The 21,975-nt window shown below is 73.2% G+C and carries 27 protein-coding genes; 20 read left to right on the top strand and 7 right to left on the bottom strand.

Annotated elements, in window-relative coordinates; translation table 11 throughout:
* Nucleotides 1–16: 16 nt before the first annotated feature.
* From ybaK to ACIQI7_RS09685, 3 genes are all read right to left on the bottom strand, one after another.
* A complete protein-coding gene (gene ybaK / locus ACIQI7_RS09695) occupies nucleotides 17–511 on the bottom strand; it encodes a Cys-tRNA(Pro) deacylase (protein WP_401106974.1) in 495 nt (164 codons plus the stop codon).
* A 130-nt stretch (nucleotides 512–641) separates the two neighbouring features.
* Nucleotides 642–1,370 (bottom strand): LON peptidase substrate-binding domain-containing protein, encoded by a 729-nt coding sequence (locus ACIQI7_RS09690; protein WP_387749026.1) that lies wholly within the window; start codon nucleotides 1,368–1,370, stop codon nucleotides 642–644.
* A gap of 57 nt (nucleotides 1,371–1,427) precedes the next feature.
* Entirely contained in the window at nucleotides 1,428–3,008 is a 1,581-nt protein-coding gene (locus tag ACIQI7_RS09685) for an oxidoreductase (protein ID WP_401106971.1), read from the bottom strand.
* 91 nt (nucleotides 3,009–3,099) lie between these two features.
* Between ACIQI7_RS09685 and hisD the strand changes: the two genes are divergently transcribed.
* The 8 genes from hisD (at nucleotide 3,100) to hisF (ending at nucleotide 8,964) form a co-directional block, all read left to right on the top strand.
* The gene (hisD, locus tag ACIQI7_RS09680) at nucleotides 3,100–4,407 is read left to right on the top strand and encodes a histidinol dehydrogenase (RefSeq protein ID WP_401106968.1); all 1,308 of its coding nucleotides are present in this window, start codon (nucleotides 3,100–3,102) and stop codon (nucleotides 4,405–4,407) included.
* Between the two features lie 89 nt (nucleotides 4,408–4,496).
* Entirely contained in the window at nucleotides 4,497–5,588 is a 1,092-nt protein-coding gene (locus ACIQI7_RS09675) for a histidinol-phosphate transaminase (RefSeq protein WP_401107989.1), read from the top strand.
* A 5-nt stretch (nucleotides 5,589–5,593) separates the two neighbouring features.
* Nucleotides 5,594–6,187, top strand: a complete 594-nt coding sequence (gene hisB / locus ACIQI7_RS09670) for an imidazoleglycerol-phosphate dehydratase HisB (RefSeq protein WP_049650368.1) — start codon at nucleotides 5,594–5,596, stop codon at nucleotides 6,185–6,187.
* The gene (locus tag ACIQI7_RS09665) at nucleotides 6,184–6,336 is read left to right on the top strand and encodes a hypothetical protein (protein ID WP_359828256.1); all 153 of its coding nucleotides are present in this window, start codon (nucleotides 6,184–6,186) and stop codon (nucleotides 6,334–6,336) included. Before hisB ends, ACIQI7_RS09665 begins: the two co-directional genes overlap by 4 nt.
* Nucleotides 6,337–6,373: 37 nt before the next feature.
* Nucleotides 6,374–7,009, top strand: coding sequence for an imidazole glycerol phosphate synthase subunit HisH (gene hisH / locus ACIQI7_RS09660; protein WP_401106965.1), 636 nt, complete (start codon nucleotides 6,374–6,376; stop codon nucleotides 7,007–7,009).
* Between the two features lie 16 nt (nucleotides 7,010–7,025).
* Complete coding sequence (gene priA / locus ACIQI7_RS09655; RefSeq protein ID WP_387749303.1) at nucleotides 7,026–7,751, top strand: bifunctional 1-(5-phosphoribosyl)-5-((5-phosphoribosylamino)methylideneamino)imidazole-4-carboxamide isomerase/phosphoribosylanthranilate isomerase PriA; 726 nt, start codon at nucleotides 7,026–7,028, stop codon at nucleotides 7,749–7,751.
* Nucleotides 7,748–8,197: a RidA family protein gene (locus ACIQI7_RS09650; RefSeq protein WP_387749040.1), complete on the top strand. Its 450-nt coding sequence runs from the start codon at nucleotides 7,748–7,750 to the stop codon at nucleotides 8,195–8,197. The genes priA and ACIQI7_RS09650 overlap by 4 nt, the downstream gene beginning before the upstream one ends.
* Nucleotides 8,194–8,964 carry an imidazole glycerol phosphate synthase subunit HisF gene (gene hisF, locus ACIQI7_RS09645; RefSeq protein ID WP_401106962.1) on the top strand — a complete coding sequence of 257 codons (771 nt, stop codon included), beginning with the start codon at nucleotides 8,194–8,196 and terminating at the stop codon, nucleotides 8,962–8,964. Before ACIQI7_RS09650 ends, hisF begins: the two co-directional genes overlap by 4 nt.
* Nucleotides 8,965–9,057: 93 nt before the next feature.
* Here the strand turns inward: hisF and ACIQI7_RS09640 are convergent, their stop codons facing one another.
* The 4 genes from ACIQI7_RS09640 to ACIQI7_RS09625 all read right to left on the bottom strand — a co-directional run bounded on the left by ACIQI7_RS09640 (nucleotide 9,058) and on the right by ACIQI7_RS09625 (nucleotide 12,568).
* On the bottom strand, nucleotides 9,058–9,837 hold the full coding sequence (locus ACIQI7_RS09640) for a VOC family protein (RefSeq protein WP_401106960.1): 780 nt from the start codon (nucleotides 9,835–9,837) through the stop codon (nucleotides 9,058–9,060).
* A 231-nt stretch (nucleotides 9,838–10,068) separates the two neighbouring features.
* Nucleotides 10,069–11,091 carry a restriction endonuclease gene (locus tag ACIQI7_RS09635; protein WP_401106957.1) on the bottom strand — a complete coding sequence of 341 codons (1,023 nt, stop codon included), beginning with the start codon at nucleotides 11,089–11,091 and terminating at the stop codon, nucleotides 10,069–10,071.
* Nucleotides 11,092–11,265: 174 nt separating this feature from the next.
* Nucleotides 11,266–11,910: a TIGR03085 family metal-binding protein gene (locus ACIQI7_RS09630; RefSeq protein ID WP_401106956.1), complete on the bottom strand. Its 645-nt coding sequence runs from the start codon at nucleotides 11,908–11,910 to the stop codon at nucleotides 11,266–11,268.
* Between the two features lie 4 nt (nucleotides 11,911–11,914).
* Complete coding sequence (locus ACIQI7_RS09625) at nucleotides 11,915–12,568, bottom strand: TetR/AcrR family transcriptional regulator (RefSeq protein WP_401106954.1); 654 nt, start codon at nucleotides 12,566–12,568, stop codon at nucleotides 11,915–11,917.
* Nucleotides 12,569–12,680: 112 nt separating this feature from the next.
* On the opposite strand from ACIQI7_RS09625, the gene ACIQI7_RS09620 reads away from it, so the two are divergent.
* The 12 genes from ACIQI7_RS09620 (at nucleotide 12,681) to trpA (ending at nucleotide 21,831) form a co-directional block, all read left to right on the top strand.
* Entirely contained in the window at nucleotides 12,681–13,349 is a 669-nt protein-coding gene (locus tag ACIQI7_RS09620) for a hypothetical protein (protein WP_401106951.1), read from the top strand.
* 226 nt (nucleotides 13,350–13,575) lie between these two features.
* Nucleotides 13,576–14,142: a hypothetical protein gene (locus tag ACIQI7_RS09615; protein ID WP_401106948.1), complete on the top strand. Its 567-nt coding sequence runs from the start codon at nucleotides 13,576–13,578 to the stop codon at nucleotides 14,140–14,142.
* A gap of 74 nt (nucleotides 14,143–14,216) precedes the next feature.
* Entirely contained in the window at nucleotides 14,217–14,588 is a 372-nt protein-coding gene (gene hisI, locus ACIQI7_RS09610) for a phosphoribosyl-AMP cyclohydrolase (RefSeq protein ID WP_387749058.1), read from the top strand.
* 38 nt (nucleotides 14,589–14,626) lie between these two features.
* Nucleotides 14,627–16,150, top strand: coding sequence for an anthranilate synthase component I (locus ACIQI7_RS09605; protein ID WP_401106945.1), 1,524 nt, complete (start codon nucleotides 14,627–14,629; stop codon nucleotides 16,148–16,150).
* 20 nt (nucleotides 16,151–16,170) lie between these two features.
* Entirely contained in the window at nucleotides 16,171–16,683 is a 513-nt protein-coding gene (locus ACIQI7_RS09600; RefSeq protein WP_401106942.1) for a Uma2 family endonuclease, read from the top strand.
* A 92-nt stretch (nucleotides 16,684–16,775) separates the two neighbouring features.
* A complete protein-coding gene (locus ACIQI7_RS09595) occupies nucleotides 16,776–17,363 on the top strand; it encodes a TIGR02234 family membrane protein (protein WP_401106939.1) in 588 nt (195 codons plus the stop codon).
* Nucleotides 17,364–17,521: 158 nt separating this feature from the next.
* On the top strand, nucleotides 17,522–17,782 hold the full coding sequence (locus ACIQI7_RS09590) for an HGxxPAAW family protein (protein ID WP_387749069.1): 261 nt from the start codon (nucleotides 17,522–17,524) through the stop codon (nucleotides 17,780–17,782).
* Nucleotides 17,783–17,883: 101 nt separating this feature from the next.
* Nucleotides 17,884–18,324 (top strand): DUF2752 domain-containing protein, encoded by a 441-nt coding sequence (locus ACIQI7_RS09585; protein ID WP_387749072.1) that lies wholly within the window; start codon nucleotides 17,884–17,886, stop codon nucleotides 18,322–18,324.
* 383 nt (nucleotides 18,325–18,707) lie between these two features.
* Nucleotides 18,708–19,514, top strand: coding sequence for an indole-3-glycerol phosphate synthase TrpC (gene trpC, locus ACIQI7_RS09580; RefSeq protein ID WP_387749075.1), 807 nt, complete (start codon nucleotides 18,708–18,710; stop codon nucleotides 19,512–19,514).
* 9 nt (nucleotides 19,515–19,523) lie between these two features.
* Complete coding sequence (gene trpM, locus ACIQI7_RS09575) at nucleotides 19,524–19,673, top strand: tryptophan biosynthesis modulator TrpM (protein WP_188296911.1); 150 nt, start codon at nucleotides 19,524–19,526, stop codon at nucleotides 19,671–19,673.
* Nucleotides 19,674–19,744: 71 nt separating this feature from the next.
* Complete coding sequence (gene trpB / locus ACIQI7_RS09570; protein WP_401106935.1) at nucleotides 19,745–21,019, top strand: tryptophan synthase subunit beta; 1,275 nt, start codon at nucleotides 19,745–19,747, stop codon at nucleotides 21,017–21,019.
* A 2-nt stretch (nucleotides 21,020–21,021) separates the two neighbouring features.
* A complete protein-coding gene (gene trpA, locus ACIQI7_RS09565) occupies nucleotides 21,022–21,831 on the top strand; it encodes a tryptophan synthase subunit alpha (RefSeq protein WP_401106932.1) in 810 nt (269 codons plus the stop codon).
* Nucleotides 21,832–21,975 lie beyond the last annotated feature (144 nt).

The following is a 21,975-nucleotide window of genomic DNA, read 5'->3' as shown; positions in this document are numbered from 1 at the left end:
GGGCGCGGGGCGGGGCTCAGCGGGCGATGGCGGCGGTGCGGGCCCCGGTGAGGGCGACGAGGTCGGCGGGGGCGAGTTCGACCTCCAGGCCGCGGCGGCCCGCCGAGACGTAGACGGTGGGGTGGCCGAGCGCGCTGGCGTCGACGACGGTCTGCAGCGGGCGGCGCTGGCCCAGCGGCGAGATGCCGCCGCGGACGTAGCCGCTGCTGCGCTCGGCGGCGGCCGGGTCGGCCATGGCGGCGCGCTTGCCGCCGACGGCGGCCGCCAGGGCCTTGAGGTCGAGCTGGCCGGCGACCGGGACCACGCCGACGGTGAGGGTGCCGTCCACGTCGGCGACGAGGGTCTTGAAGACCCGGTCGGGGGCGATGCCGAGGGCCTCGGCGGCCTCGCCGCCGTAGGAGGCGGCGGCCGGGTCGTGGTCGTAGGCGTGCACGGTGAACGGGACGGCGGCGGCTTCCAGGGCGACGGTGGCGGGGGTGCCCTGGCCGCCCTTCTTCGTCTTCTTGGCCATGCGGGGTCCTCGGGGTCGTCGGGTCGTCGGGGCCTCGGTCGGTCGTGGTCGTCGGGGTCCTCGGTCAGCCGGGCGCCCGGGCCGGTCGGGCCCCTGGTCAGTCCGGGCCCGGGCCCGTCGGGCGCCCCGGTCAGTTGGGGCTGAAGGTCTGGCGGGTGAGGTCGACGGCGGGCAGCGAGGGCAGCCAGCTGAGGACGGCGGTCTCGCGGCGCAGCAGGTCGAGTTCGGCGCGCAGCCGCTCGGCGTTGTCCGGGCAGGCGAGCAGCCGCTGCTTGACCGGCGTCTCGAACACCGAGGCGGCGGCGACCAGGTAGGAGAGCACCTGGGGGTCGTCCGGGAGGTCCTGGTGGCCGACGGTGCTGGCCTCGCGGGCGCCGGCCAGGCGCTTCTGGTAGACCCGGAACGCCCGCTCGACCTCGGAGGCCAGCGCGCCCGAGCCCTCGCCGGGGCGCTCGTCGATCGTCTCGGTCTCGCCGGTCAGGTACGGGCCGGAGGCGTCCACCGAGCGCAGCCGGAACCGGGTGGTGCCGGTGACCAGCAGCTCGTAGCGGCCGTCCGGCTGGTGCTGGACGGACGCGACGTCGGCGACGCAGCCGACCGGGAAGAGCGCCTCCAGCGGGTCCCCGGTGACGGTGCCGAGGCCGTCCAGCGGACCGGCCGGGCCCTCCTCGGGCCGGACCGGGGCGACCTCCCGGCCGTCCTTGATCGCGAGCACGCCGAACCGCCGGGGGGTGTCCTCGGGCTGTTCGAGCAGATCGGCGACGAGACGGCGGTAGCGCTCCTCGAAGACGTTCAGGGGCAGCACCAGGCCCGGGTAGAGCACGGTGTTCAGCGGGAAGAGCGGCAGCCGTTCTGTCACGGCGGACAGCGTAGTTCCCCGGGCCCGGCGGTTGTCGCCCGCCCGCGACGATCGACGCTATCCGCGCTGCAGCATCCGCGTGGCGCCGGCGACGACTGTGGAGGCGAGCAGCCAGCCGATCACGACCAGCCCGGCGGAGATCCACTGGGTGAGGCCGCCGGGGTTCCAGCCGCCCTGGTTGAGGTCCACGATCGGCAGCAGCTGGTTGAGGGTGTACAGCACCGGGTTCCAGTGCGGGCGCTCGTCGGCCTTGAGCGGCTGCAGCGGGTGGGTGGCGAACCAGAGGCTGCCGAGGATCCAGGCGAGCAGCAGCCACAGGCCCGCCCGGCCGGGCCGGTAGCCGTAGCCGACGGTGGCGTCCTGGACCGCGCCCCAGACCCGGGCCGGCAGCGGCAGGGTGCGCCGGCGCCGGCGCTGCTTGGCGTAGAGCACCTCGCGGGCGTCGTCGTCGGCGCCGTCGCGGCGCAGGGCGGCGGCGAGCTGCTCGTAGGACTCCGGCTGGAAGTCCACCGAGGAGCCCTCCAGCCAGGCGATCCGCTGCTGGACGGTGAAGGGCCTGAACGGGCGCAGGTTCTCGTAGACGAAGCCGGTGAGCCGCAGGTGCCCGCCGAGCGGCCAGGCGTCCGGGTCGTCGACCAGGTTGCCGACCCGGGCGCGGGAGAGCGAGACCGTGCCGGTGGGGCGGAACTTGCAGGAGAAGCGCAGCTCGGGGGTCTGGATGCGGCTCAGCGCGAGCTCGTCGTCACCCTCCAGGTGGAATTCGCCGGAGATCAGGCAGGCGGCCTCGAAGCGGGAGTCGGACAGCCGGACCCGGCCGAAGGCCCGGAACGGGGTGACGGGGCCGTCGGGCGGCGGGAGCCGGCCGTAGCCGGAGCCGTAGTAGCCGCGGGAGCCGGTCCAGCCGATGTCGGCGGAGCCGGTCAGGTAGAGGGTGTGGCCGACGATGACGCGGACGGCGTTGAAGCAGACGCGGTTCTTCTCCGGGACGGCGCGCAGCTGGGCGCCGCGCAGCGAGAGCCGACCGCCTATCCGGGCCGTCCGGATGCTCAACTCGCCTTCCGTCTCCAGGCGTTCGGCCTCGAAGTCCTGGTTGACGGTGATCCCGTCGGCGGACACGGCGCGGGCGTAGCGGTCGCCGCCGACCACCGTCTGGTTGAGCAGCAGGTCGGTGCCGATCTTGGCGTCGGTGAGCCGGATGCCGTCGGGGACGCGGCAGCGGGCCAGGTGGAGGTCGCCGGTGGTGGAGAGCCGGGAGGCCTCCAGCCGGGGGATCAGGCAGCCCACGAAGCGCAGCGTCGAGGCCGCGGCCTCGGAGACCAGGACCTTCTGGTCGAAGCGGCAGTCGTGGACCTCGACGTAGCGGTCGATGGTGGCGCCGGCCAGCTTGAGCGCGCCGGTCACCCGCACGCCGCTGAGCCGCAGCGAGGCGACCTTGCCGGGCGCGGGTTCCGGGCCGGCCAGCAGCAGGTGGGCGAGCACCTCGGCGCGGACGGTCCGCTCGGGGCCCCAGACGGCGTCGCCGAAGGCGTCGTCGTCCTCCGGCCGGCCCGTCCGCAGGTCCAGGACGTCACCCTGGCGGTAGGCCTCCCAGAGCCTCTGCTCGACCCCGTTCCAGCCCTCCGGAGCGCGCTCCGCCATGGTTTCCCCCGTCCCCCCGGTCGTCTCGCCTTTCGTATCACGGACTGAAATGCGGGGCCAGCGGTTCCGGCCACTCCTTACACTGGGTGGCGTGATCTCTCGAATCGACCTCCGCGGCTCGCTGGACGACCCGCGTGACCTGCTGCCCCGTGCCGAGTTCGACGTGGCGGCCGCCCTGGAGAAGGTGCGGCCGATCGCCGAGGACGTACGCCATCGCGGGGTCGCGGCGCTGATCGAGATCACCGAGCGCTTCGACGGCGTCCGGCTGGAGTCGACCCGGGTCCCGGCCGAGCAGCTGACCGCGGCGTTGGAGACGCTGGACCCGAAGGTCCGCGCCGCCCTGGAGGAGTCGATCCGCCGGGCCCGCGCCGTGCACGCGGACCAGCGCCGCACCGGGCACACCACCCAGGTGGTGCCGGGCGGCACGGTCACCCAGCGCTGGGTGCCGGTCGAGCGGGTCGGCCTGTACGTGCCGGGCGGGCTGGCGGTCTACCCGTCCTCCGTGGTGATGAACGTGGTGCCGGCCCAGGAAGCGGGCGTCCGGGGCATCGCGGTCTCCTCGCCGCCGCAGAAGGAGTTCGGGGGCCGGGTCCACCCGACCATCCTGGCGGCCTGCGCGCTGCTCGGCGTGGACGAGGTCTACTCCGTCGGCGGCGCCCAGGCGGTCGCGATGTTCGCCCTCGGCACCGAGGAGTGCGAGCCGGTCGACATGGTGACCGGCCCCGGCAACATCTACGTGGCCGCCGCCAAGCGCTACTTCGCCGGCCGGATCGGCATCGACTCCGAGGCCGGTCCGACCGAGATCGCCGTCCTCGCCGACGACAGCGCCCTGCCGTCCGACGTCGCCGCGGACCTGATCAGCCAGGCCGAGCACGGCCCGACCTCCGGCTCCGTGCTGGTCACCGACTCCCCGGCGCTGGCCGACGCGGTCGAGGCCGAGCTGGCCGAGCAGGTCGCGAGGACCAAGCACGGCGAGCGGGTGGCCGAGGCGCTGGGCGGCCGGCAGTCCGGCATCATCCTGGTCGACGACCTGGAGCAGGGCCTCGCCGTGGTCAACGCCTACGCGGCCGAGCACCTGGAGATCCAGACCTGCGACCCGCACGCGGTGGCGGCGAAGGTCGTCAACGCCGGCGCGGTCTTCATCGGCCGCTGGACCCCGGTCTCGCTGGGCGACTACGCGGCCGGCTCCAACCACGTGCTGCCGACGGGCGGCTGCGCCTGCCACTCCTCCGGGCTGTCGGTGCAGACCTTCCTGCGCGGCGTCCAGGTCGTCGAGTACGACCGGGACGCGCTGGCGGGCGTCGCCGCGCACGTCGTCACCCTGGCGAACGCGGAGGACCTGCCGGGGCACGGGGACGCGATCAAGGCCCGCTTCGACTGGACGGTGCCGGGCTCGTGACTCCTGAGACCTCTGGGACTCCTGTGCCTCCTCCGACACCGGCGGCCCCGACGGGTGCCGCTCCGGCGACCGGAACGCCCGCGACCCGCATCGACGACCTCCCCGTCCGGGACGAGCTGCGCGGCCAGTCCCCGTACGGCGCGCCGCAGCTGGACGTGCCCGTCCAGCTGAACACCAACGAGAACCCGTACCCGCTGCCCGAGGAGCTGGTGGCCCGGATCGCCGAGCGCGTCGCCGAGGCCGCCCGCGGGCTGAACCGCTACCCCGACCGGGACGCGGTCGAGCTGCGCGAGGGCCTCGCCGCGTACCTCGGGAGGACCACCGGCTTCCCGGTCCGGCGCGCGCAGGTGTGGGCGGCCAACGGCTCCAACGAGGTGCTCCAGCAGCTGCTGCAGACCTTCGGCGGCCCCGGCCGCAGCGCGCTCGGCTTCGAGCCCTCGTACTCGATGCACGCGCTGATCTCCCGGGGCACCGGCACCGCCTGGATCTCCGGCCCGCGCAACGACGACTTCACCATCGACGTGGACGCCGCCGTCGCCGCCATCGCGCGGCACCGGCCGAACGTGGTCTTCGTCTGCTCGCCCAACAACCCGACCGGCACCGCCGTGGACGCCGACACCGTGCTGCGGCTGTACGAGGCCGCGCAGGCCGCCCGGCCCAGCCTGGTGGTGGTGGACGAGGCGTACGTCGAGTTCTCGCACCGCGCCTCGCTGCTGCCGCTGATCGAGGGCCGGCCCAACCTGGTGGTCAGCCGCACCATGTCCAAGGCCTTCGGCGCGGCCGGGCTGCGCCTGGGCTACCTCGCCGCCGACCCGGCCGTGGTGGACGCGGTGCAGCTGGTGCGCCTGCCGTACCACCTGTCGGCCGTCACCCAGGCCACCGCGCTGGCCTGCCTGGAGCACACCGACACCCTGCTCGGGTACGTCGGGCGGCTCAAGGAGGAGCGCGACCGGCTGGTCGACGCGCTGCGGGGGATGGGCCTGGAGGTCACCGACTCGGACGCCAACTTCGTCCAGTTCGGCCGCTTCGCCGACACCCACGCGGTGTGGCGGGCCATCCTCGACCAGGGCGTCCTGGTCCGCGACAACGGCGTCCCCGGGTGGCTGCGCGTCACCGCCGGCACGCCCGCCGAGAACGACGCCTTCCTGGACGCCGTCCGCAGAGTCAGCAAGGAGCTGTGACCCCCATGTCCCGCATCGGACGCGTCGAGCGCACCACCAAGGAGACCTCGGTCCTGGTCGAGATAGACCTCGACGGCACCGGGCGGACCGACATCTCCACGGGCGTCGGCTTCTACGACCACATGCTCGACCAGCTCGGCCGGCACGGCCTGTTCGACCTCACCGTCAAGACCGACGGCGACCTGCACATCGACACCCACCACACCATCGAGGACACCGCCCTCGCGCTCGGCGCCGCCTTCAAGCAGGCCCTCGGCGACAAGGTGGGCATCTACCGCTTCGGCAACTGCACGGTGCCGCTGGACGAGTCGCTCGCCCAGGTCACCGTGGACCTCTCCGGCCGGCCGTACCTGGTGCACACCGAGCCCGAGGGCATCGCGCCGATGATCGGCTCGTACGACACCACGATGACCCGGCACATCCTGGAGTCCTTCGTGGCCCAGGCGCAGATCGCGCTGCACGTCCACGTGCCGTACGGGCGCAACGCGCACCACATCGTGGAGTGCCAGTTCAAGGCGCTGGCCCGGGCGCTGCGCTACGCCGCCGAGCGCGACCCGCGCGCGGCCGGAATCCTCCCGTCGACCAAGGGTGCGCTGTGAGCAACACCGCGATGATCCTCATCTTCGTCGGCCTCTTCCTGGCCGGCGGAGTCATCTCCTTCTGGAAGCAGAAGCACTCGAAGAGCGTCATCCTGGTGCTCGCCTTCGGCTCCGTGATGTGCCTGGCCTCCGGCCTCATGCGCCTGTAGACCCGCCGCCCGCCGCATAGAGACTGGACACCTGAACATGGGCAAGAACGTCGTCGTCCTCGACTACGGCTCCGGCAACCTCCGCTCGGCGCAGCGCGCCCTGGAGCGGACCGGAGCGGACGTCACGGTCAGCTCCGACTACGACACCGCGATGGCCGCGGACGGCCTGCTCGTCCCCGGCGTGGGCGCCTTCGAGGCCTGCATGCGCGGGCTCAAGTCCGTCCGGGGCGACTGGATCATCGGCCGCCGGCTCGCCGGGGGCCGGCCGGTCATGGGCATCTGCGTCGGCATGCAGATCCTCTTCGAGAGGGGGGTCGAGCACGGCGTGGAGACGGCCGGCTGCGACGAGTGGCCGGGCACCGTGGAGCCGCTGGACGCCCCCGTCGTCCCGCACATGGGCTGGAACACCGTGGACGCGCCCGAGGGCACCCGGATGTTCGCCGGCCTCGACCCGGAGACCCGCTTCTACTTCGTGCACTCCTACGGGGTGCGGCACTGGGAGCTGGAGACCCACAGCGCGCGGATCAACCCGCCGCTGGTCACCTGGGCCACCCACGGGCAGCCGTTCGTCGCGGCCGTCGAGAACGGCCCGCTGTGGGCCACCCAGTTCCACCCCGAGAAGTCCGGCGACGCCGGCGCCGCCCTGTTGACCAACTGGGTCGACACCCTCTGACCGTCTGAGAGTTGATCTGATGAGCCTCGAACTGCTGCCCGCCGTCGACGTCCGGGACGGTCAGGCCGTCCGCCTGGTCAAGGGCGCCTCCGGCACCGAGACCTCCTTCGGCGAGCCGCTGGCCGCCGCCCTCGCCTGGCAGAACGCCGGCGCCGAGTGGCTGCACCTGGTCGACCTGGACGCCGCCTTCGGCACCGGCTCCAACTACGAGCTGCTGCGCGAGGTCACCGGACAGCTGGACGTCAAGGTCGAGCTGTCCGGCGGCATCCGCGACGACGAGTCGCTCGCCCGCGCGCTCGCCACCGGCTGCACCCGGGTCAACCTCGGCACCGCCGCCCTGGAGGCCCCCGAGTGGGTCGCCAAGGCCATCGCCGAGCACGGCGACCGGATCGCCGTCGGCCTCGACGTCGTCGGCACCACCCTGCGCGGCCGCGGCTGGACCCGCGACGGCGGCCAGCTCTTCGACGTGCTGGAGCGCCTCAACCGGGAGGGCTGCGCCCGCTACGTCGTCACCGACGTCAACCGGGACGGCACCCTGACCGGCCCCAACCTCCAGCTGCTGCGCGACGTCTGCGCCGCGACGGACCGGCCCGTGGTCGCCTCCGGCGGCGTCTCCTCGCTCGACGACCTGCGCGCCATCGCCACGCTGGTCGGCGAGGGTGTCGAGGGCGCCATCGTGGGCAAGGCACTCTACGAGCAGAAGTTCACCCTCGAAGAGGCCCTGGAGGCGGTTTCAGGATGACGGACGGTCGGATCGTACGCGGCAGGGTCGGTGGCTTCTCCCCCTGGGAGGACGAGTTCGGCTACTCCCGGGCGGTCGCCGCGGGCGACCACGTGCACGTGGCCGGCTCCACCGCCTGGGTGGACGGCCGGATCGAGCACGAGGGCGACCCGTACCGGCAGACCCTCGCCGCGTTCGGCGTCGGGCTCAAGGCCCTGGCCGCGTACGGTCTGACCACCGACGACGTGGTCCGCACCCGGATGTACATCACCCACGTCCGCGACGCCGAGGAGGTGGGCCGCGCCCACCGCGAACTCTTCGACGCCGCACGCCCGGTGGCCACCATGGTGGTGGTCGAGGGACTGATCGACTCCCGGATGATGGTCGAGATCGAACTCGACGCGTACCGATCCGGGCTGGCAAAGACCCTGGAAGCCCAGGGACCCCTGGAAGGCGAACAGCCGTGACCCTCGCAGTACGTGTCATCCCCTGCCTCGACGTGGACGCCGGGCGGGTGGTCAAGGGCGTCAACTTCCAGAACCTGCGCGACGCCGGCGACCCGGTCGAGATGGCCAAGCTCTACGACGCCGAGGGCGCCGACGAGCTGACCTTCCTCGACATCACCGCCTCCTCCGGCGACCGGGAGACCACCTACGACGTGGTCCGCCGCACCGCCGAGCAGGTCTTCATCCCGCTGACGGTGGGCGGCGGCATCCGCGCCGTCGAGGACGTCGACAAGCTGCTGCGGGCCGGCGCCGACAAGGTCGGCGTCAACACCGCGGCGATCGCCCGGCCGGAGCTGGTCCGGGAGATCGCCGAGCGGTTCGGGCGGCAGGTGCTGGTGCTGTCGGTGGACGCCCGGCGCTGCCCCGCGGGTGTCGAGACCGCGTCCGGCTTCGAGGTCACCACCCACGGCGGGCGCCGGGGCACCGGGCTCGACGCCGTCGAATGGGCGGCCCGGGCCGCCGAGTTGGGGGCGGGCGAGATCCTGCTCAACTCGATGGACGCGGACGGCACCAAGGACGGCTACGACCTGGACATGATCCGGGCCGTGCGCGAGGCCGTGTCGGTGCCGGTGATCGCCTCCGGCGGGGCGGGCAGGCTCGCGGACTTCGCGCCGGCCGTCGACGCGGGCGCGGACGCGGTGCTGGCCGCCAGCGTGTTCCACTTCGGGGACCTGCGGATCGGCGAGGTCAAGGGCGCGCTGCGGGAGGCCGGGCACCCGGTGCGGTGACCGGTCCGTAGTTCCGGTCCGTACGTTCCGTCCGGACGTCCTGTACGTGGGAGGGCCCGTCGCACCGGTGTGCAGCGGGCCCTCGTCGTGTGCTCAGGACTCCCGGGGCTCGCCCTTGATCAGGGCGAAGGGGGCGCCGTTCGGGTCCGCCAGCCAGGCGAGGCGCCCGACGTTCTCCACGTCCGAGGCCGGCATCAGCACCGTGCCGCCGGCCGCCGTCGCCCTGGCGATCACCCCGTCGACGTCCTCGGTGGCGAAGTAGGGCGTCCAGGCGGGCGGCTGCTCGGGGGACATGGTCGGGGCGATGCCGCCGAAGCCGGTGGCCTGCTGGTCGCCCTCGGCGGTGGAGACCACCCGGTAGTTCATGCCCGGCGACGGCTCGAAGTTCTCCACCCGCCAGCCGAACAGCTGCCGGTAGAAGGTGAAGGCGCTGTCCTGGTCGGAGGTGTGCAGCTCGGCCCAGACCAGCGCGCCCTCGTCGGAGACGAGGTCCAGCCCCTTGGTGTTGCCGGACTGCCAGATCGCGAACCGGGCGCCCTGCGGGTCCGAGAACTGGGCCAGCCGGCCCTCCTGCATGACGTCCATGGGCTCGACCAGGACCTTGCCGCCGGCCTGCTGGACGGCGTTGGCGGTGGCGTCCGCGTCCGCGCTGCGGAAGTACGTCGTCCAGGTGGACGGGTCCCCCTCGTTGAGCGAACCGATCGCGCCGACGGTCCTGCCGTTCAGCTGGACGAACCCGTAGCCGCCGGTCCCCGGGACCTCCTGGAAGGTCCAGCCGAACACCTGGTCGTAGAACGCGGCGCTGGCGGGGATGTCCGGGCTGCCCAGGTCGATCCAGCAGGGCGAGCCGATGGGGAAGTCGGTGGTGATCATGCCGGTGGCCCTTCGACGGAGAGTGGCCGGGACGGTTCCGTCGGGCGCGCGCACGCCCCCTCCCGGCCACCTGCGAGTCTGCACCCGGGCACCGACATCCGCAGCCGGAGAGCCGTTGCCCGCTCGGCGGGCGGCCGAGCGGCACGCTCGCCGTGATGACCCTCTGACTCCGGGTACTGTCAGCTTGCTGGAGCAACGTTTGCTCAAGGTCGTCGTCCCATGGACTCGGCCTCAGGCTGAATTCCTCGCATTGGCGTGGCGCTGGTACCGCGCGATGACGGACTCGCGCCGAAGGTACCAAAATGTGCCGAAGTGGGAGCTGAGGAGCGCGGAGAAATCACTGCCGGTAATCAATTCCAGCCGTGGCTCGCCAGCGGCAAGCGTCATGGCCCCTCTGGTGAACCGTCCGCAGGTGACCAGGGCGCCCTTGTTCGCGCGCTCGGTCGACACCACGCCAAGCAGAGAGCGGGCGATCTCCACGCCGACGGGAGCGGAGTGGGCCTTGCATTCGACCAGCACCACTTCACGTTGTCCGGGCCTCTCCTTCACGGCCTCGACGTCACGGCCGCCGTCCCTTTGGTGTGGGGTGAGGGTTGCCCGGTATCCCATGGCTTCGTACAGCGCGGCGGTCAGATATTCCAACTCCCTGGGACTGAGGGTGAAGAGTGCATCCCGTCCGTGGGTGTCAGGATCCAACCACCGCGCCCGAATGACCGCCATGGCGTCGCTCAGGCCGTCGATCCTCCCGTCGGGGAGCATCCAGAAGTGCGCCGTCAGATAGCCATGGATCACGTCGATTGCAGCCTTGGGCGCAAACGGCAGTAGGTCAAGACACCAACGGACGCCAGGATGCGGCCTGGTCTTCCGGCCCAGCCATCGGTGCAACCTGCGCGCATATTCGTGAGGAATATCTGCGGATGTATTATCGTCCTTTCCGCCCAGGACGGTGTCGAGCAGCCGGAAGTCCGCGTCGAACGCCGCGTTCTCGAAGAGGAACGTGCGTAGGAGTCGGAGCACGGAATCTTCGGAGCGGGACAGCGCGGATTCCAGGTACTCGTTCCGTAATTGGTCGGTGGGGAAGGACCAGTCATGGACTCCACTGGGTGGCTCGTAGTCAGGCTGCGCACCGTACCTGGCGTGCTTCGAAACGCCTGGACCTGTGGCGGTATCCAGCCACTCCTCAAGGCGTCCGTCCCAGAAAAATCCGATTCGGGTGTTATCCCGGGAGTCGTCTCCCGCTCCGCTGTTCGTCATCTGCTGATCTTGGCACCCTGCTATGACATGAGATCGGCGCGAGCTCGGGACTCGGTCGGATGGTGGGGCGCGGTACGGAAATCTTTGACTCTCGGGCGCGCTTCGCGTATTCTGCCTCGCCGCCCTCGTTGGAGAAGAGTGAGGTAATAGCTCTCTTCATATTCAAATTGTTTATTACTCCGAGGGCAGCGGCAGGACGTGGCGCAGGGCCTCGACGGCGTCCGGGGCGCCGTCGACGGTGAGGGTGGTCCGTTCCCCGCGGCCGTAGGCGAACAGGACGAGCTCGGCGGGCTCGCCGGTGAGGCGGACGGTGGCGGCGCCCGTGGGGCCGACGGTGAGGGAACGGCCGTCGGGGTGGGTGAGGGCCAGCCGGACGGGTGAGCGCCGGCCGGCCTCCAGCCGGGCGATGAGCGGGAGACGGCGCCAGAGGGCCTCGGCCCGGCCGGGCGGAACGGGCTGCGCGGTCCAGTCGTCGGCCGCGCGCAGGACGTCCTCGGCGTGGACGAAGTACTCGACGGTGTTCGCCGCCTCGTCGGCGCCGGGCAGGGCGAACGGGGAGTAGACCGGCGGCCCGGCCCGGAACAGCCGCACCAGCTCCTCGTACGGCCGCTCCGCGTACCCGTCCTGCACCCGCCGCGTCCACCCGGCCAGCGCCCCGACCCGGATCCCGGCCGCCGCGTCGGGGCGGCGCTCACGGACCACCAGGTGGGCGGCGAGGTCCCGGGTGGTCCAACCGGCGCAGAGCGTGGGGGCGTCCGGCCCGGCGGCGGTAAGGAGTCGGGCGAGCCGGTGGCGTTCGGCGAGGGCGTGGTTCGACATGACGTCAGCCTAGGGGCTCGGTCCCGCACCCGCCGAAGGCGGCGGCGAAGCCGGCGCAGAGCAGGTGGACGCTTCGTGCGAACTTCTCGTCCTGGCTCAGGCGGGGCATCAACGGGCCCATGACCAGGGGGAACCGTTCGCGCAGTTCGGCGTAGCGCTCGGCGGTGACGGCCGGCGGCGCCGCCGGCTGGTTCTGCTCCTGGAGGACGAAGCCGGTGACGTGGCTGAGCAGGGTGTCGGCGGCGACGCCGCAGTGGTCGGCGGGCAGACCGGCGTCGAGGAGGGTGCGCAGCAGGCGTTCCATCAGGGAGAGGGCGCCGGTGCTGAGCATGCCGGGGCTCTCGGCGAGGAGTTGGGCGCCGCCGGGGTGCTGCTTGATGCTCAGCCGCAGGGCGGTGGCCTGGGTCCGGATGCGGTCCTGCCAGGTGGCGGTGGCCGGGAGGGCGTCCAGGGCCTCGGTGCCGGCGTCGTACGCCCGGCGGCAGACCCGGTCGGCCATCAGGGCGAGCAGCTCGTCCTTGCCGCGTACGTGGTAGTAGAGGCTGCCCGCGCGGGCGTTGAGGCGCTCGGCGACCTGGCGCATGGACAGGTTCTGGTAACCGACCTCGGCGAAGACGGCCATGCCCGCGTCGACGATGCGGTCCTTGGTGAGCTTCATGGATTCACCGTACCGCGTTTTCAAACGCCGTTCGAAAGTTGTGCTAGCTTTGCGCCAGCAAGTTTTCGAACGGTGTTGGAAGCAGCACCGGAACCGGGGGGAGGGGCCAGACGTGGAGGCGATCGTCTTCAACGTGACCACGGCCGCGCTGATGGTCATGATGGTCAACTGCGGGCTCGGCGTGGTGGGTCGCGACACCCTGCGCGGACGGCCGCTGCCGTGGGCGGCGATCGCCCTGACCGCGCTGGCCGTCGGCGGCGTGCTGCTCCAGCTCGTCTGGTCCGGTGCGATGGACGCCCTCGACGGCGACCCGTCGAAGTCCGGCTGGTGGCGCGAGTTCACCTCGGTGTTCATGCAGAACGGCGGCCTCTTCGGCGGCCTGTGGAACCTCGTCAGCCTCGCCGCCGTCGCCGCGCTGGCCCAGTGGTACTGGGGCGGCCCGCTCACCCTCGGCTTCTTCCTCGCCGGCATCCTGCTGCCCGGCCGCATCGACACCCTGCTCGGCTTCGGCGGCGGCCCCAGCACCGACCCGCGCAACTTCGCCGGCAGCTCCGGCGCCACCTACTTCCTCGGCGCCTCCCTCGCCCTCGCCCTCCTCACCCGCACCCGCCTCCCCAAGGAGATCGCCCTGGCGGCCGGCGTCCCCGCCCTGGGCCTCGCGATGTGGCTCGCCCAGGAGAACGGCCACGGACTGGTGTCCGTCTACGGCTTCGTCCTCGCCGCGGCGGTGTGGGCGGTCCGCCGCCGGCTGCGCCGCCCGGCCTCCGACCGCGCGGCCTGACCCGCAGCGCTACGGCGGCCGTCTCCCGTGGTCCATGGCAGGGCCGACTGCGGTGCGGGTTCTCGGAATGCCGAGAACCCGCACTGAAATCCCGTCCATCTGAACAGCTTCTGTTCTTCTCGGCACGTGCCCGGTGGCGCCGCTCCACGTCCGGGTGGCCGCCCGTTGGGGGCGAGTTCGGCGAAGCGGCTGTCAGGTGGGGGTCGGGTGGGCCATCCTCGTGGCCATGACCTCCGAGCAGCCGCCGCCCGCAGGCGGGTCCAGCCCGTCCCGGGGCCTGGTCCTCACCGTTGCCGCCGTGCTGGTCGTCCTGCTCGCGGTGGTGGCCACCGCGGTGCTGTGGCCGGACGACGAGAAGCCCGCCGCCTCGCCGCCGCCCACCCCCACGGCAACGGTCACCCCGACGCCGACACCCACCCCGACGCCCACGCCGCAGCCGCCGTACGCCTTCTTCCCGGTCGGCGCCTGCTTCGACCACCCGCAGCTGAGCCCGGTGATCACCAAGCCGGAGGAGCGCCCCTGCGCCGGCGACCACGACGGTGAGGTGATCGCCGACCTCAAGCTGGCCGACGGCATCACCGGCGACATCCCGCTCGCCCTCGCCATGCGGGACGGCTGCAAGGAGGCCGAAGCCGCCGCCAAGGCCCGCCAGGGGGACGGAAGGACCTACTACGGCCGTCAGTTCGGCCCGGCGATGGCCAACTACCAGCAGGGCTGGCGCGACTACACCTGCACCCTGACCGCCGGCAACAAGCAGGGCGCCCCCAAGCTCACCGGGCAGCTGCACCCGTAAGGACCCCGGTGGCGCCCGGTACGGGGCGGTGCCGCCCCGCCGGGGTGGTGGAGCGGGCTGACACAATGGGGCCCATGTCCACGACACCCGCCACCCCTGGCAGCACCGCCCTCGCGCCCGAGATCGCCGCGCGGCTCAAGCGCACCGAGGACGGGCTGCTCCCGGCCATCGCCCAGCAGTACGACACCGGCGAGGTGCTGATGCTCGGGTGGATGGACGACGAGGCGTTGCACCGCACCCTCACCACGGGCCGCTGCACCTACTGGAGCCGCAGCCGCCGTGAGTACTGGGTGAAGGGCGACACCTCGGGCCACGTCCAGGCGGTCAAGTCGGTGGCCCTGGACTGCGACGGCGACACCCTGCTGGTCAAGGTCGACCAGAGCGGCGCGGCCTGCCACACCGGTGACCGCACCTGCTTCGACGCCGACGTGCTCCCGCTGTCCTGATCCCACCCCGTCCACAACTCCAGAAGGTGCCGCCCGTCATGGATCTCGAAGCCTTCCGCAAGCTCGCCGTCGACACCCGGGTCATCCCGGTCACCCGCAGGCTCCTCGCGGACGGCCTCACCCCGATCGGCCTCTACCGCAGCCTCGCCGAGGAGCGGCCCGGCACCTTCCTGCTGGAATCCGCCGAGCAGGGCCGCAGCTGGTCGCGCTACTCCTTCGTCGGGGTGCGCAGCGCCGCCGCGCTCACCGTAGGCCCGGACGGCGGGGCCCGCTGGCTCGGCACCCCGCCGGTCGGCATCCCCACCACCGGCGACCCGCTGGAGGTGCTGCGCGCCGCCCTGCAGGCGCTGCACACCCCGCGGCAGGAGGACGACGGCCTGCCCCCGCTCACCGGCGGCCTGGTCGGCTACCTCGGCTACGACATCGTCCGCCGGCTGGAGAAGCTGCCCGACCTCAACCCGGACGACCTGGGCCTGCCCGAGCTGACCATGCTGCTCGCCACCGACCTCGCCGTGCTCGACCACGTCGACGGCACGGTGCTGCTGATCGCCAACGCCGTCAACCACAACGACCTCGCCACCGGCGTGGACGAGGCCTGGGCGGACGCGGTTGCCCGGCTGGACGCGATGGAGGCCGAGCTGTCCAAGCCGGTCGACCCGGGCCTGGCCACCTTCACCCCGGCCGGCCCCGGCGAGGTGCACTCGCCGTTCGGCGGCGAGCCGTACCGGGCCGCGGTGGAGGAGATCAAGGAGCGGATCCGGGCCGGCGAGGCCTTCCAGGTGGTGCCCTCGCAGCGCTTCGAGGCGCCCTGTCCGGCCTCCGCGCTGGACGTCTACCGGGTGCTGCGCACCACCAACCCCAGCCCGTACATGTACCTGTTCCGCTTCCCCGGGCCGGACGGCGGCGCCGAGGGCGGCTTCGACGTGGTCGGCTCCAGCCCGGAGGCGCTGGTCAAGGTGACCGGGGGCGAGGCGATGCTGCACCCAATCGCCGGCACCCGGCACCGCGGCGCCACCCCGCACGAGGACGCGGAGCTGGCCGCCGAGCTGCTCGCCGACCCCAAGGAGCGGGCCGAGCACCTGATGCTGGTGGACCTGGGCCGCAACGACCTCGGCCGGGTCTGCGAGCCGGGCAGCGTCGAGGTAGTGGACTTCATGCAGATCGAGCGCTACAGCCACGTGATGCACATCGTGTCGACGGTGACCGGCAAGGTCGCGCCCGGGCGGACCGCCTTCGACGTGCTGACCGCCTGCTTCCCGGCCGGCACCCTCTCCGGCGCCCCCAAGCCCCGGGCGATGCGGATCATCGAGGAGCTGGAGCCCACCCGGCGCGGCCTGTACGGCGGCTGCGTCGGCTACCTGGACTTCGCCGGGGACTCGGACACCGCGATCGCGATCCGCACCGCGGTGCTGCGCGACGGCACCGCCTACGTGCAGGCCGGCGCGGGTGTGGTCGCCGACTCCGACCCGCACGGCGAGGACACCGAGTGCCGCAACAAGGCGGCCGCCGTGCTGCGGGCCGTCGCCACCGCCAATACGCTGCGGAGGCCGGAACTGTCCTGAGGCGCGAGGAGGCGGCCGGGATGCCCGAGGTCCCCGACGTGCCCGACGTCCCCGAGACGGCCGAGGTGCCGTACGACGAGCTGCGCTGGGCGGTCGTGCTCGGCGCGGTCGGCCAGCTCGGCGAGCAGCCGGCGGGCCACGGGCGGGTGCTGTCCGGGGTGGCGATCGACTTCCCGGCCGACTCCTCGGCCGACGCCCCGGCGGTGCTCGCCCCGGACCTGGCCGTGCTCGCCCCGGACGCGGTCCGGGGCGGGCGGGGCCGGTTCGTGGCGGCCGGGGTCGAGGCGGTGCTGGAGCTGGCCCGGCCGGGCCTGGCGGAGGCGGCGAGGGCGTACGCGTGCAGCGGCGTCCCGCTGTACGTGGTGGTCGATCCGGCCGCGGCGGTCTGCACCGTGCACACCGCGCCGTCCCCGGAGGGGGTGTACCGGGAGGCCGAACGGGTGCCGTTCGGCAACGACCTCTTCCTGCCGCTCGCCGGCCGCACGGTGGTGCTGCGCACGGACGAGTTCCCCACCCCGCGACCCGCCCCCTGATCGGCCCCGCGCTCACCCCCCGACCGCCCCCGCGACGCGACCCGCCCCACCCCGGGTACGGCGCCCGGCGTCGGCCGGGGGATAGTGGACGGGTGACCGCTGAGCAGACCCCCGCCCCCGCCACCCCCAGCCGCCGCACCCTCGGCGTGATGCTGCTGCTGACCGTGCTGAGCGCCGTGCTGGTGCTGACCGCGGTCGGGCGGACCTGGGCCGAGGGCCGGGCCGGCACCCTGGACGTCTCCGTCACCGGCGGCAGGATCTCCGAACTGCCCGGCGGCCTGGCCCTGGTGGGCCTCGCCGCGGCGGTCGCGGTGTTCGCGGTGCGCGGCGCCGGCCGGCTCGCCGTCGGCGCGCTGACCCTGCTGGCCGGGCTCGGCGCGGCCGCCGCCTCGGTGGCCGGGGCGGGCGACACCGCCGCGCTGGACGCCGAGGCCGCCCGCAAGCTGGCGCTGACCGGCTCGGCGGCCACCGAGGTCTCGCACACCGGCTGGCCCTGGGTGGCGCTGGTCGGCGGGGCGCTGCTCGCCCTGGCCGGACTGCTCACCCTGCGCTACGGCCGGGGCTGGCCGGCCATGGGCAGCCGCTACGAGGCGCCGACCCGCAGGACCCCGGCGAAGGCCGACACCCCGGGTGACCTGTGGAAGGCGCTGGACCGCGGCGAGGACCCCACCGCGGTGTGAGCCGCGCGCACGCGACGCGTGAGCCGCGCGCATGTGACGCGATAGACCCGCCACCCGCTTTGGGCCCCCGATGTGTGGCCCGGCACAATGGAACCCGTCAACCCGCCGGCGGCCCCGCAGGCCCGGCCGGGCCCCGAGAGCCAAGGAGCACCATTCAGATGGCAGCAGCAGCACACGGCCACACCCCCGCCGCCTGGACCGGCGTCGTCATCTCCTTCGTCGGTTTCGGTGTCGCGGGCGTCGCGATGATCCTGCCGTCGGTGCTGCTCGTCTGGGTCGGCCTGGCGGTCGTCCTGGCCGGCGGTGTGGTCGGCAAGGCCATGTCCCTGGCGGGCATGGGCAAGCAGGCCAGCACCAACGTCTACAAGTCGGTCGAGGAGCAGACCGCGGCCCGTGAGGCCGCCGCCGTCGCCGCCTGACGACGGATCGTCGCACCACACGTTTGTCGTACATCGGAACGGCGGGCGCGCCACGCCCGCCGTTCCGTCGTGTCCGGGCCCGATCCGGGCAGAATCGGGGCGTGACCTCCGCCTCCACCGCCTCCGCCCCGCCGCCCGTGCTGCGCCGGCTGAGGCCGCCGCTGACCGCGCTGGCGGCGGTGGCCGTCCCCGCCGCGTACGTCGCCGTGGTGGACCCGAACACCCCCGGGCACTACCCGGAGTGCCCGTTCCTGACCGCCACCGGCTGGTGGTGTCCCGGCTGCGGGGGGATTCGCTGCGTCCACGCGCTGACCCACGGGGACCTCACCGGGGCCCTGCACGACAACGCCGTCGCCGTCCTGCTGTTCGGCGTGCTGGCGGTGCTCTGGCTGCGCTGGGGCTGGGCCGCGCTGACCGGCGGGGCGCCGCCCAGGATCACCGTCGGGGGCCGGCGCTGGGCGCTGATCGCCTTGCTGGTGCTGGTGTTCACCGTGGTGCGCAACTCGTCGATCGGGGCGGGGCTCGCGCCGCCGCTGGTCTGATCCGGCCGCGGGACGGCCGGTCCGGGCCGCTCTGCCGGCCGTTGAACCCGCTTCTCCGGCGCCGGACCCGTCATTCCGGCCGCCGGACCCGTCTTTCCGGCCGCCGGACCGTGCGTCCCGGCCTGCCGAACCGCGCTTCCCGGCCACCGGCCGCGTCCGGGCGGCCCCGGGACCGTCCGAAAACCGGTGCGAAGACCGTCCGAAAACCGCTGCGGCGCCGACGAAGCCGCAGCTGGGGCGCACCGGGGCGGACGTCCGGTCGGGAGGACGGGGTTCGAACCGATGCGCTCCCCGCCCCCGGGTGCCGATACCATCGAAGAGCCGGTGGGCTGTCGCCCGCCGACTCGCGCCGACCAACTGGCAGAAAAGATGGGGGCTCCTGAGTGAGTGTGCTCGACTCGATCATCGAAGGGGTCCGCGAGGACCTCGCCGAGCGGCAGGCCCGGGTCTCCCTGGACGAGCTCAAGGAGCTCGCCGCCAAGGCTCCGGAGGCCAAGGACGGCGTCACCGCCCTCAAGGGCGACGGGGTCCGGGTGATCTGCGAGGTGAAGCGCTCCAGCCCGTCCAAGGGCGCCCTGGCCTCGATCGCCGATCCGGCCGCCCTGGCGGTCGACTACGCGGCCGGCGGTGCCGCCGCGATCAGCGTGCTGACCGAGCAGCGCCGCTTCGGCGGGTCGCTGGCCGACCTGGACGCCGTCCGCGCCGCGGTGGACACCCCGCTGCTGCGCAAGGACTTCATCGTCACCGCCTACCAGCTGTGGGAGGCCCGTGCGCACGGCGCCGACCTCGCGCTGCTGATCGTCGCGGCCCTCGACCAGCCGGCCCTGGTGTCGCTGATCGAGCGCGCCGAGTCGATCGGCCTCACCCCGCTGGTGGAGGTGCACGACGAGGAGGAGATCAAGCGCGCGGTGGACGCCGGCGCCCGGATCATCGGCGTCAACGCCCGCAACCTCAAGACGCTCGAGGTGGACCGCAACACCTTCGAGAACGTCGCCCACGCGATTCCGGACGGCATCGTCAAGATCGCCGAGTCCGGCGTGCGCGGCCCGCTGGACGTGATCAACTACGCCAACCTGGGCGCCGACGCGGTGCTGGTCGGCGAGACCCTGGTGACCGGCAAGGACCCGCGCGCCGCGGTCGCCGACCTGGTCGCCGCCGGGGCCCACCCCGCCGTCCGGCACAAGGACTGACGCCACCCGATGAAGATCGCCGCCCGACTCGCCCCCGGTTGCCGCCCGCGCGGCTGCCGCGCGCCCGCACGCCGGGTGCTGGGGCGTCGGGTGCGGTACGTCATCGGGTGCGAGCCCGGGCAGGTGCCGGGGCGGCGATGGCGCGTGACGTCCGGCTGAGGCCCAGCCACCCGGCTGAGCCCGGCCGGTCGGACGTCATCGTTGTTCATCTCCGTTCAAGGGATACCACCATGTCCGAGAAGGACTACCTGCCCGGTGCCCAGGTGCCGGACGCGCGCGGCTACTTCGGCGCGTACGGCGGCCGCTTCATCCCCGAGGCGCTGGTCGCCGCGGTCGAGCAGGTCGCCGAGGAGTACGAGAAGGCCAAGGCCGACCCGGCCTTCGCCGCCGAGCTCGACGGGCTGCTCAAGGACTACACCGGGCGCCCGAGCCCGCTGACCGACGTGCACCGCTTCTCCGCGGAGGCGGGCGGCGCGCGCATCCTGCTCAAGCGCGAGGACCTCAACCACACCGGCTCGCACAAGATCAACAACGTGCTGGGCCAGGCGCTGCTCACCCGGCGGATGGGCAAGACCCGGATCATCGCCGAGACCGGTGCCGGCCAGCACGGCGTGGCCACCGCGACCGCCTGCGCGCTGTTCGGCTTCGACTGCACCATCTACATGGGCGAGGTCGACACCGAGCGCCAGGCGCTCAACGTCGCCCGGATGCGGATGCTCGGCGCCGAGGTGGTGGCCGTCAAGTCCGGCAGCCGGACGCTCAAGGACGCCATCAACGAGGCGTTCCGGGACTGGGTCGCCAACGTCGACTCCACCCACTACCTGTTCGGCACCGTCGCCGGGCCGCACCCGTTCCCGATGATGGTCCGGGACTTCCACCGGATCATCGGCGTCGAGGCGCGCCGGCAGGTGCTGGAGCGGACCGGGCGGCTGCCCGACGCGGTGGTCGCGTGCGTGGGCGGCGGCTCCAACGCGATGGGGATCTTCCACGAGTTCATCCCGGACGCCGGGGTGCGGCTGGTCGGCTGCGAGGCGGCCGGCGAGGGCGCCGAGACGCCCAAGCACGCGGCCACCCTCACCAAGGGCGACCCGGGGGTGCTGCACGGCTCCCGGACGTACGTCCTCCAGGACGAGGACGGCCAGACCATCGAGTCGCACTCGATCTCGGCGGGGCTGGACTACCCCGGGGTCGGGCCGGAGCACGCCTGGCTGAAGGACACCGGGCGGGCGGAGTACCGGCCGGTCACCGACGACGCCGCGATGCAGGCGCTGCGGCTGCTGTCCCGCACCGAGGGGATCATCCCGGCCATCGAGAGCGCCCACGCGCTCGCCGGGGCGCTGGAGCTGGGGCGCGAGCTCGGGCCGGAGGCGACCGTCCTGGTCTCGCTGTCGGGACGCGGGGACAAGGACATGCACACCGCGGCCGAGTACTTCGGGCTGTACGACGAGGGGACCGGCGGTTCGGGCGAGGGCTCCGGCGACGGCACCGCCGAGGGGGGCAAGTGACCATGACTTCCAAGCTGAGCGGTGTGCTGGCGGCCGCGAAGGCCGAGGACCGGGCCGCGCTGATCGGCTACCTGCCGGCCGGGTTCCCCACCGTGGACGGCGGGATCCGGGCGGTCGGGGCGCTGATCGAGGGCGGCTGCGACGTGGTCGAGGTCGGCCTGCCGCACTCCGACCCGGTCCTGGACGGCGCGGTCATCCAGACCGCCGACGACATCGCGCTGCGGGGCGGTGTGCGGATCAAGGACGTGCTGCGGACCGTCCAGGAGGTCGCCTCGGCGCACCCCGGGGCCGCGGTGCTGGTGATGACGTACTGGAACCCGGTCGACCGCTACGGCGTCGCGCGGTTCGCGGCGGACCTGGCGGCCGCGGGCGGGGCCGGGTGCATCCTGCCGGACCTCCCGGTGGAGGAGTCCGAGGAGTGGCGCAAGGCGGCGGACGAGCACGGTCTGGACACCGTGTTCGTGGTCGCCCCGAGCAGCAAGGACGCGCGCCTCGCGGAGGTCACGGCGGCGGGCAGCGGGTTCGTGTACGCGGCCGCGGTGATGGGCGTGACCGGGACGCGGTCGGCCGTCGGGTCGATGGCCGAGGACCTGGTCGCCCGCACCCGGGCCACCACGGACCTGCCGGTCTGCGTCGGGCTCGGCGTGTCGGACGCGGCGCAGGCGGCGGAGGTCGCCCGGTTCGCGGACGGCGTGATCGTGGGGTCGGCGTTCGTGAAGCGGATCCTGGCCGCGGGCGAGGACGAGGCCGCGGCGCTGGACGCCGTGCGGGCCCTGGCCGGGGAGCTGGCCGAGGGCGTGCGCAGGCGCTGACGCCCGGTAGGACCGTCCGACCGACGGCCCCCCACTCCTCGGCTTGGGTTCTAGGGATCGTTGCAACATCCCAGTTGGGGAGTGCAATGACCTTCGAGATCCGCAAGGATCGGACGGTGCGGGGACGGCGGAAGCTGGTCCGTG

This window comes from Kitasatospora sp. NPDC092039 (genome assembly GCF_044756065.1).
Classification (GTDB): domain Bacteria; phylum Actinomycetota; class Actinomycetes; order Streptomycetales; family Streptomycetaceae; genus Kitasatospora.
This window is presented reverse-complemented; position numbering and strand designations above follow the sequence as displayed.

Coding starts and splice junctions, on each gene's coding strand:
- ybaK (WP_401106974.1), bottom strand. CDS start 511: ATGGCCAAGAAGACGAAGAAGGGCGGCCAGGGCACCCCCGCCACCGTC.
- ACIQI7_RS09685 (WP_401106971.1), bottom strand. CDS start 3,008: ATGGCGGAGCGCGCTCCGGAGGGCTGGAACGGGGTCGAGCAGAGGCTC.
- hisB (WP_049650368.1), top strand. CDS start 5,594: ATGTCCCGCATCGGACGCGTCGAGCGCACCACCAAGGAGACCTCGGTC.
- hisH (WP_401106965.1), top strand. CDS start 6,374: ATGGGCAAGAACGTCGTCGTCCTCGACTACGGCTCCGGCAACCTCCGC.
- ACIQI7_RS09650 (WP_387749040.1), top strand. CDS start 7,748: ATGACGGACGGTCGGATCGTACGCGGCAGGGTCGGTGGCTTCTCCCCC.
- ACIQI7_RS09640 (WP_401106960.1), bottom strand. CDS start 9,837: ATGATCACCACCGACTTCCCCATCGGCTCGCCCTGCTGGATCGACCTG.
- ACIQI7_RS09635 (WP_401106957.1), bottom strand. CDS start 11,091: ATGACGAACAGCGGAGCGGGAGACGACTCCCGGGATAACACCCGAATC.
- ACIQI7_RS09630 (WP_401106956.1), bottom strand. CDS start 11,910: ATGTCGAACCACGCCCTCGCCGAACGCCACCGGCTCGCCCGACTCCTT.
- ACIQI7_RS09625 (WP_401106954.1), bottom strand. CDS start 12,568: ATGAAGCTCACCAAGGACCGCATCGTCGACGCGGGCATGGCCGTCTTC.
- ACIQI7_RS09615 (WP_401106948.1), top strand. CDS start 13,576: ATGACCTCCGAGCAGCCGCCGCCCGCAGGCGGGTCCAGCCCGTCCCGG.
- hisI (WP_387749058.1), top strand. CDS start 14,217: ATGTCCACGACACCCGCCACCCCTGGCAGCACCGCCCTCGCGCCCGAG.
- ACIQI7_RS09605 (WP_401106945.1), top strand. CDS start 14,627: ATGGATCTCGAAGCCTTCCGCAAGCTCGCCGTCGACACCCGGGTCATC.
- ACIQI7_RS09600 (WP_401106942.1), top strand. CDS start 16,171: ATGCCCGAGGTCCCCGACGTGCCCGACGTCCCCGAGACGGCCGAGGTG.
- ACIQI7_RS09590 (WP_387749069.1), top strand. CDS start 17,522: ATGGCAGCAGCAGCACACGGCCACACCCCCGCCGCCTGGACCGGCGTC.
- trpM (WP_188296911.1), top strand. CDS start 19,524: ATGAAGATCGCCGCCCGACTCGCCCCCGGTTGCCGCCCGCGCGGCTGC.
- trpB (WP_401106935.1), top strand. CDS start 19,745: ATGTCCGAGAAGGACTACCTGCCCGGTGCCCAGGTGCCGGACGCGCGC.
- trpA (WP_401106932.1), top strand. CDS start 21,022: ATGACTTCCAAGCTGAGCGGTGTGCTGGCGGCCGCGAAGGCCGAGGAC.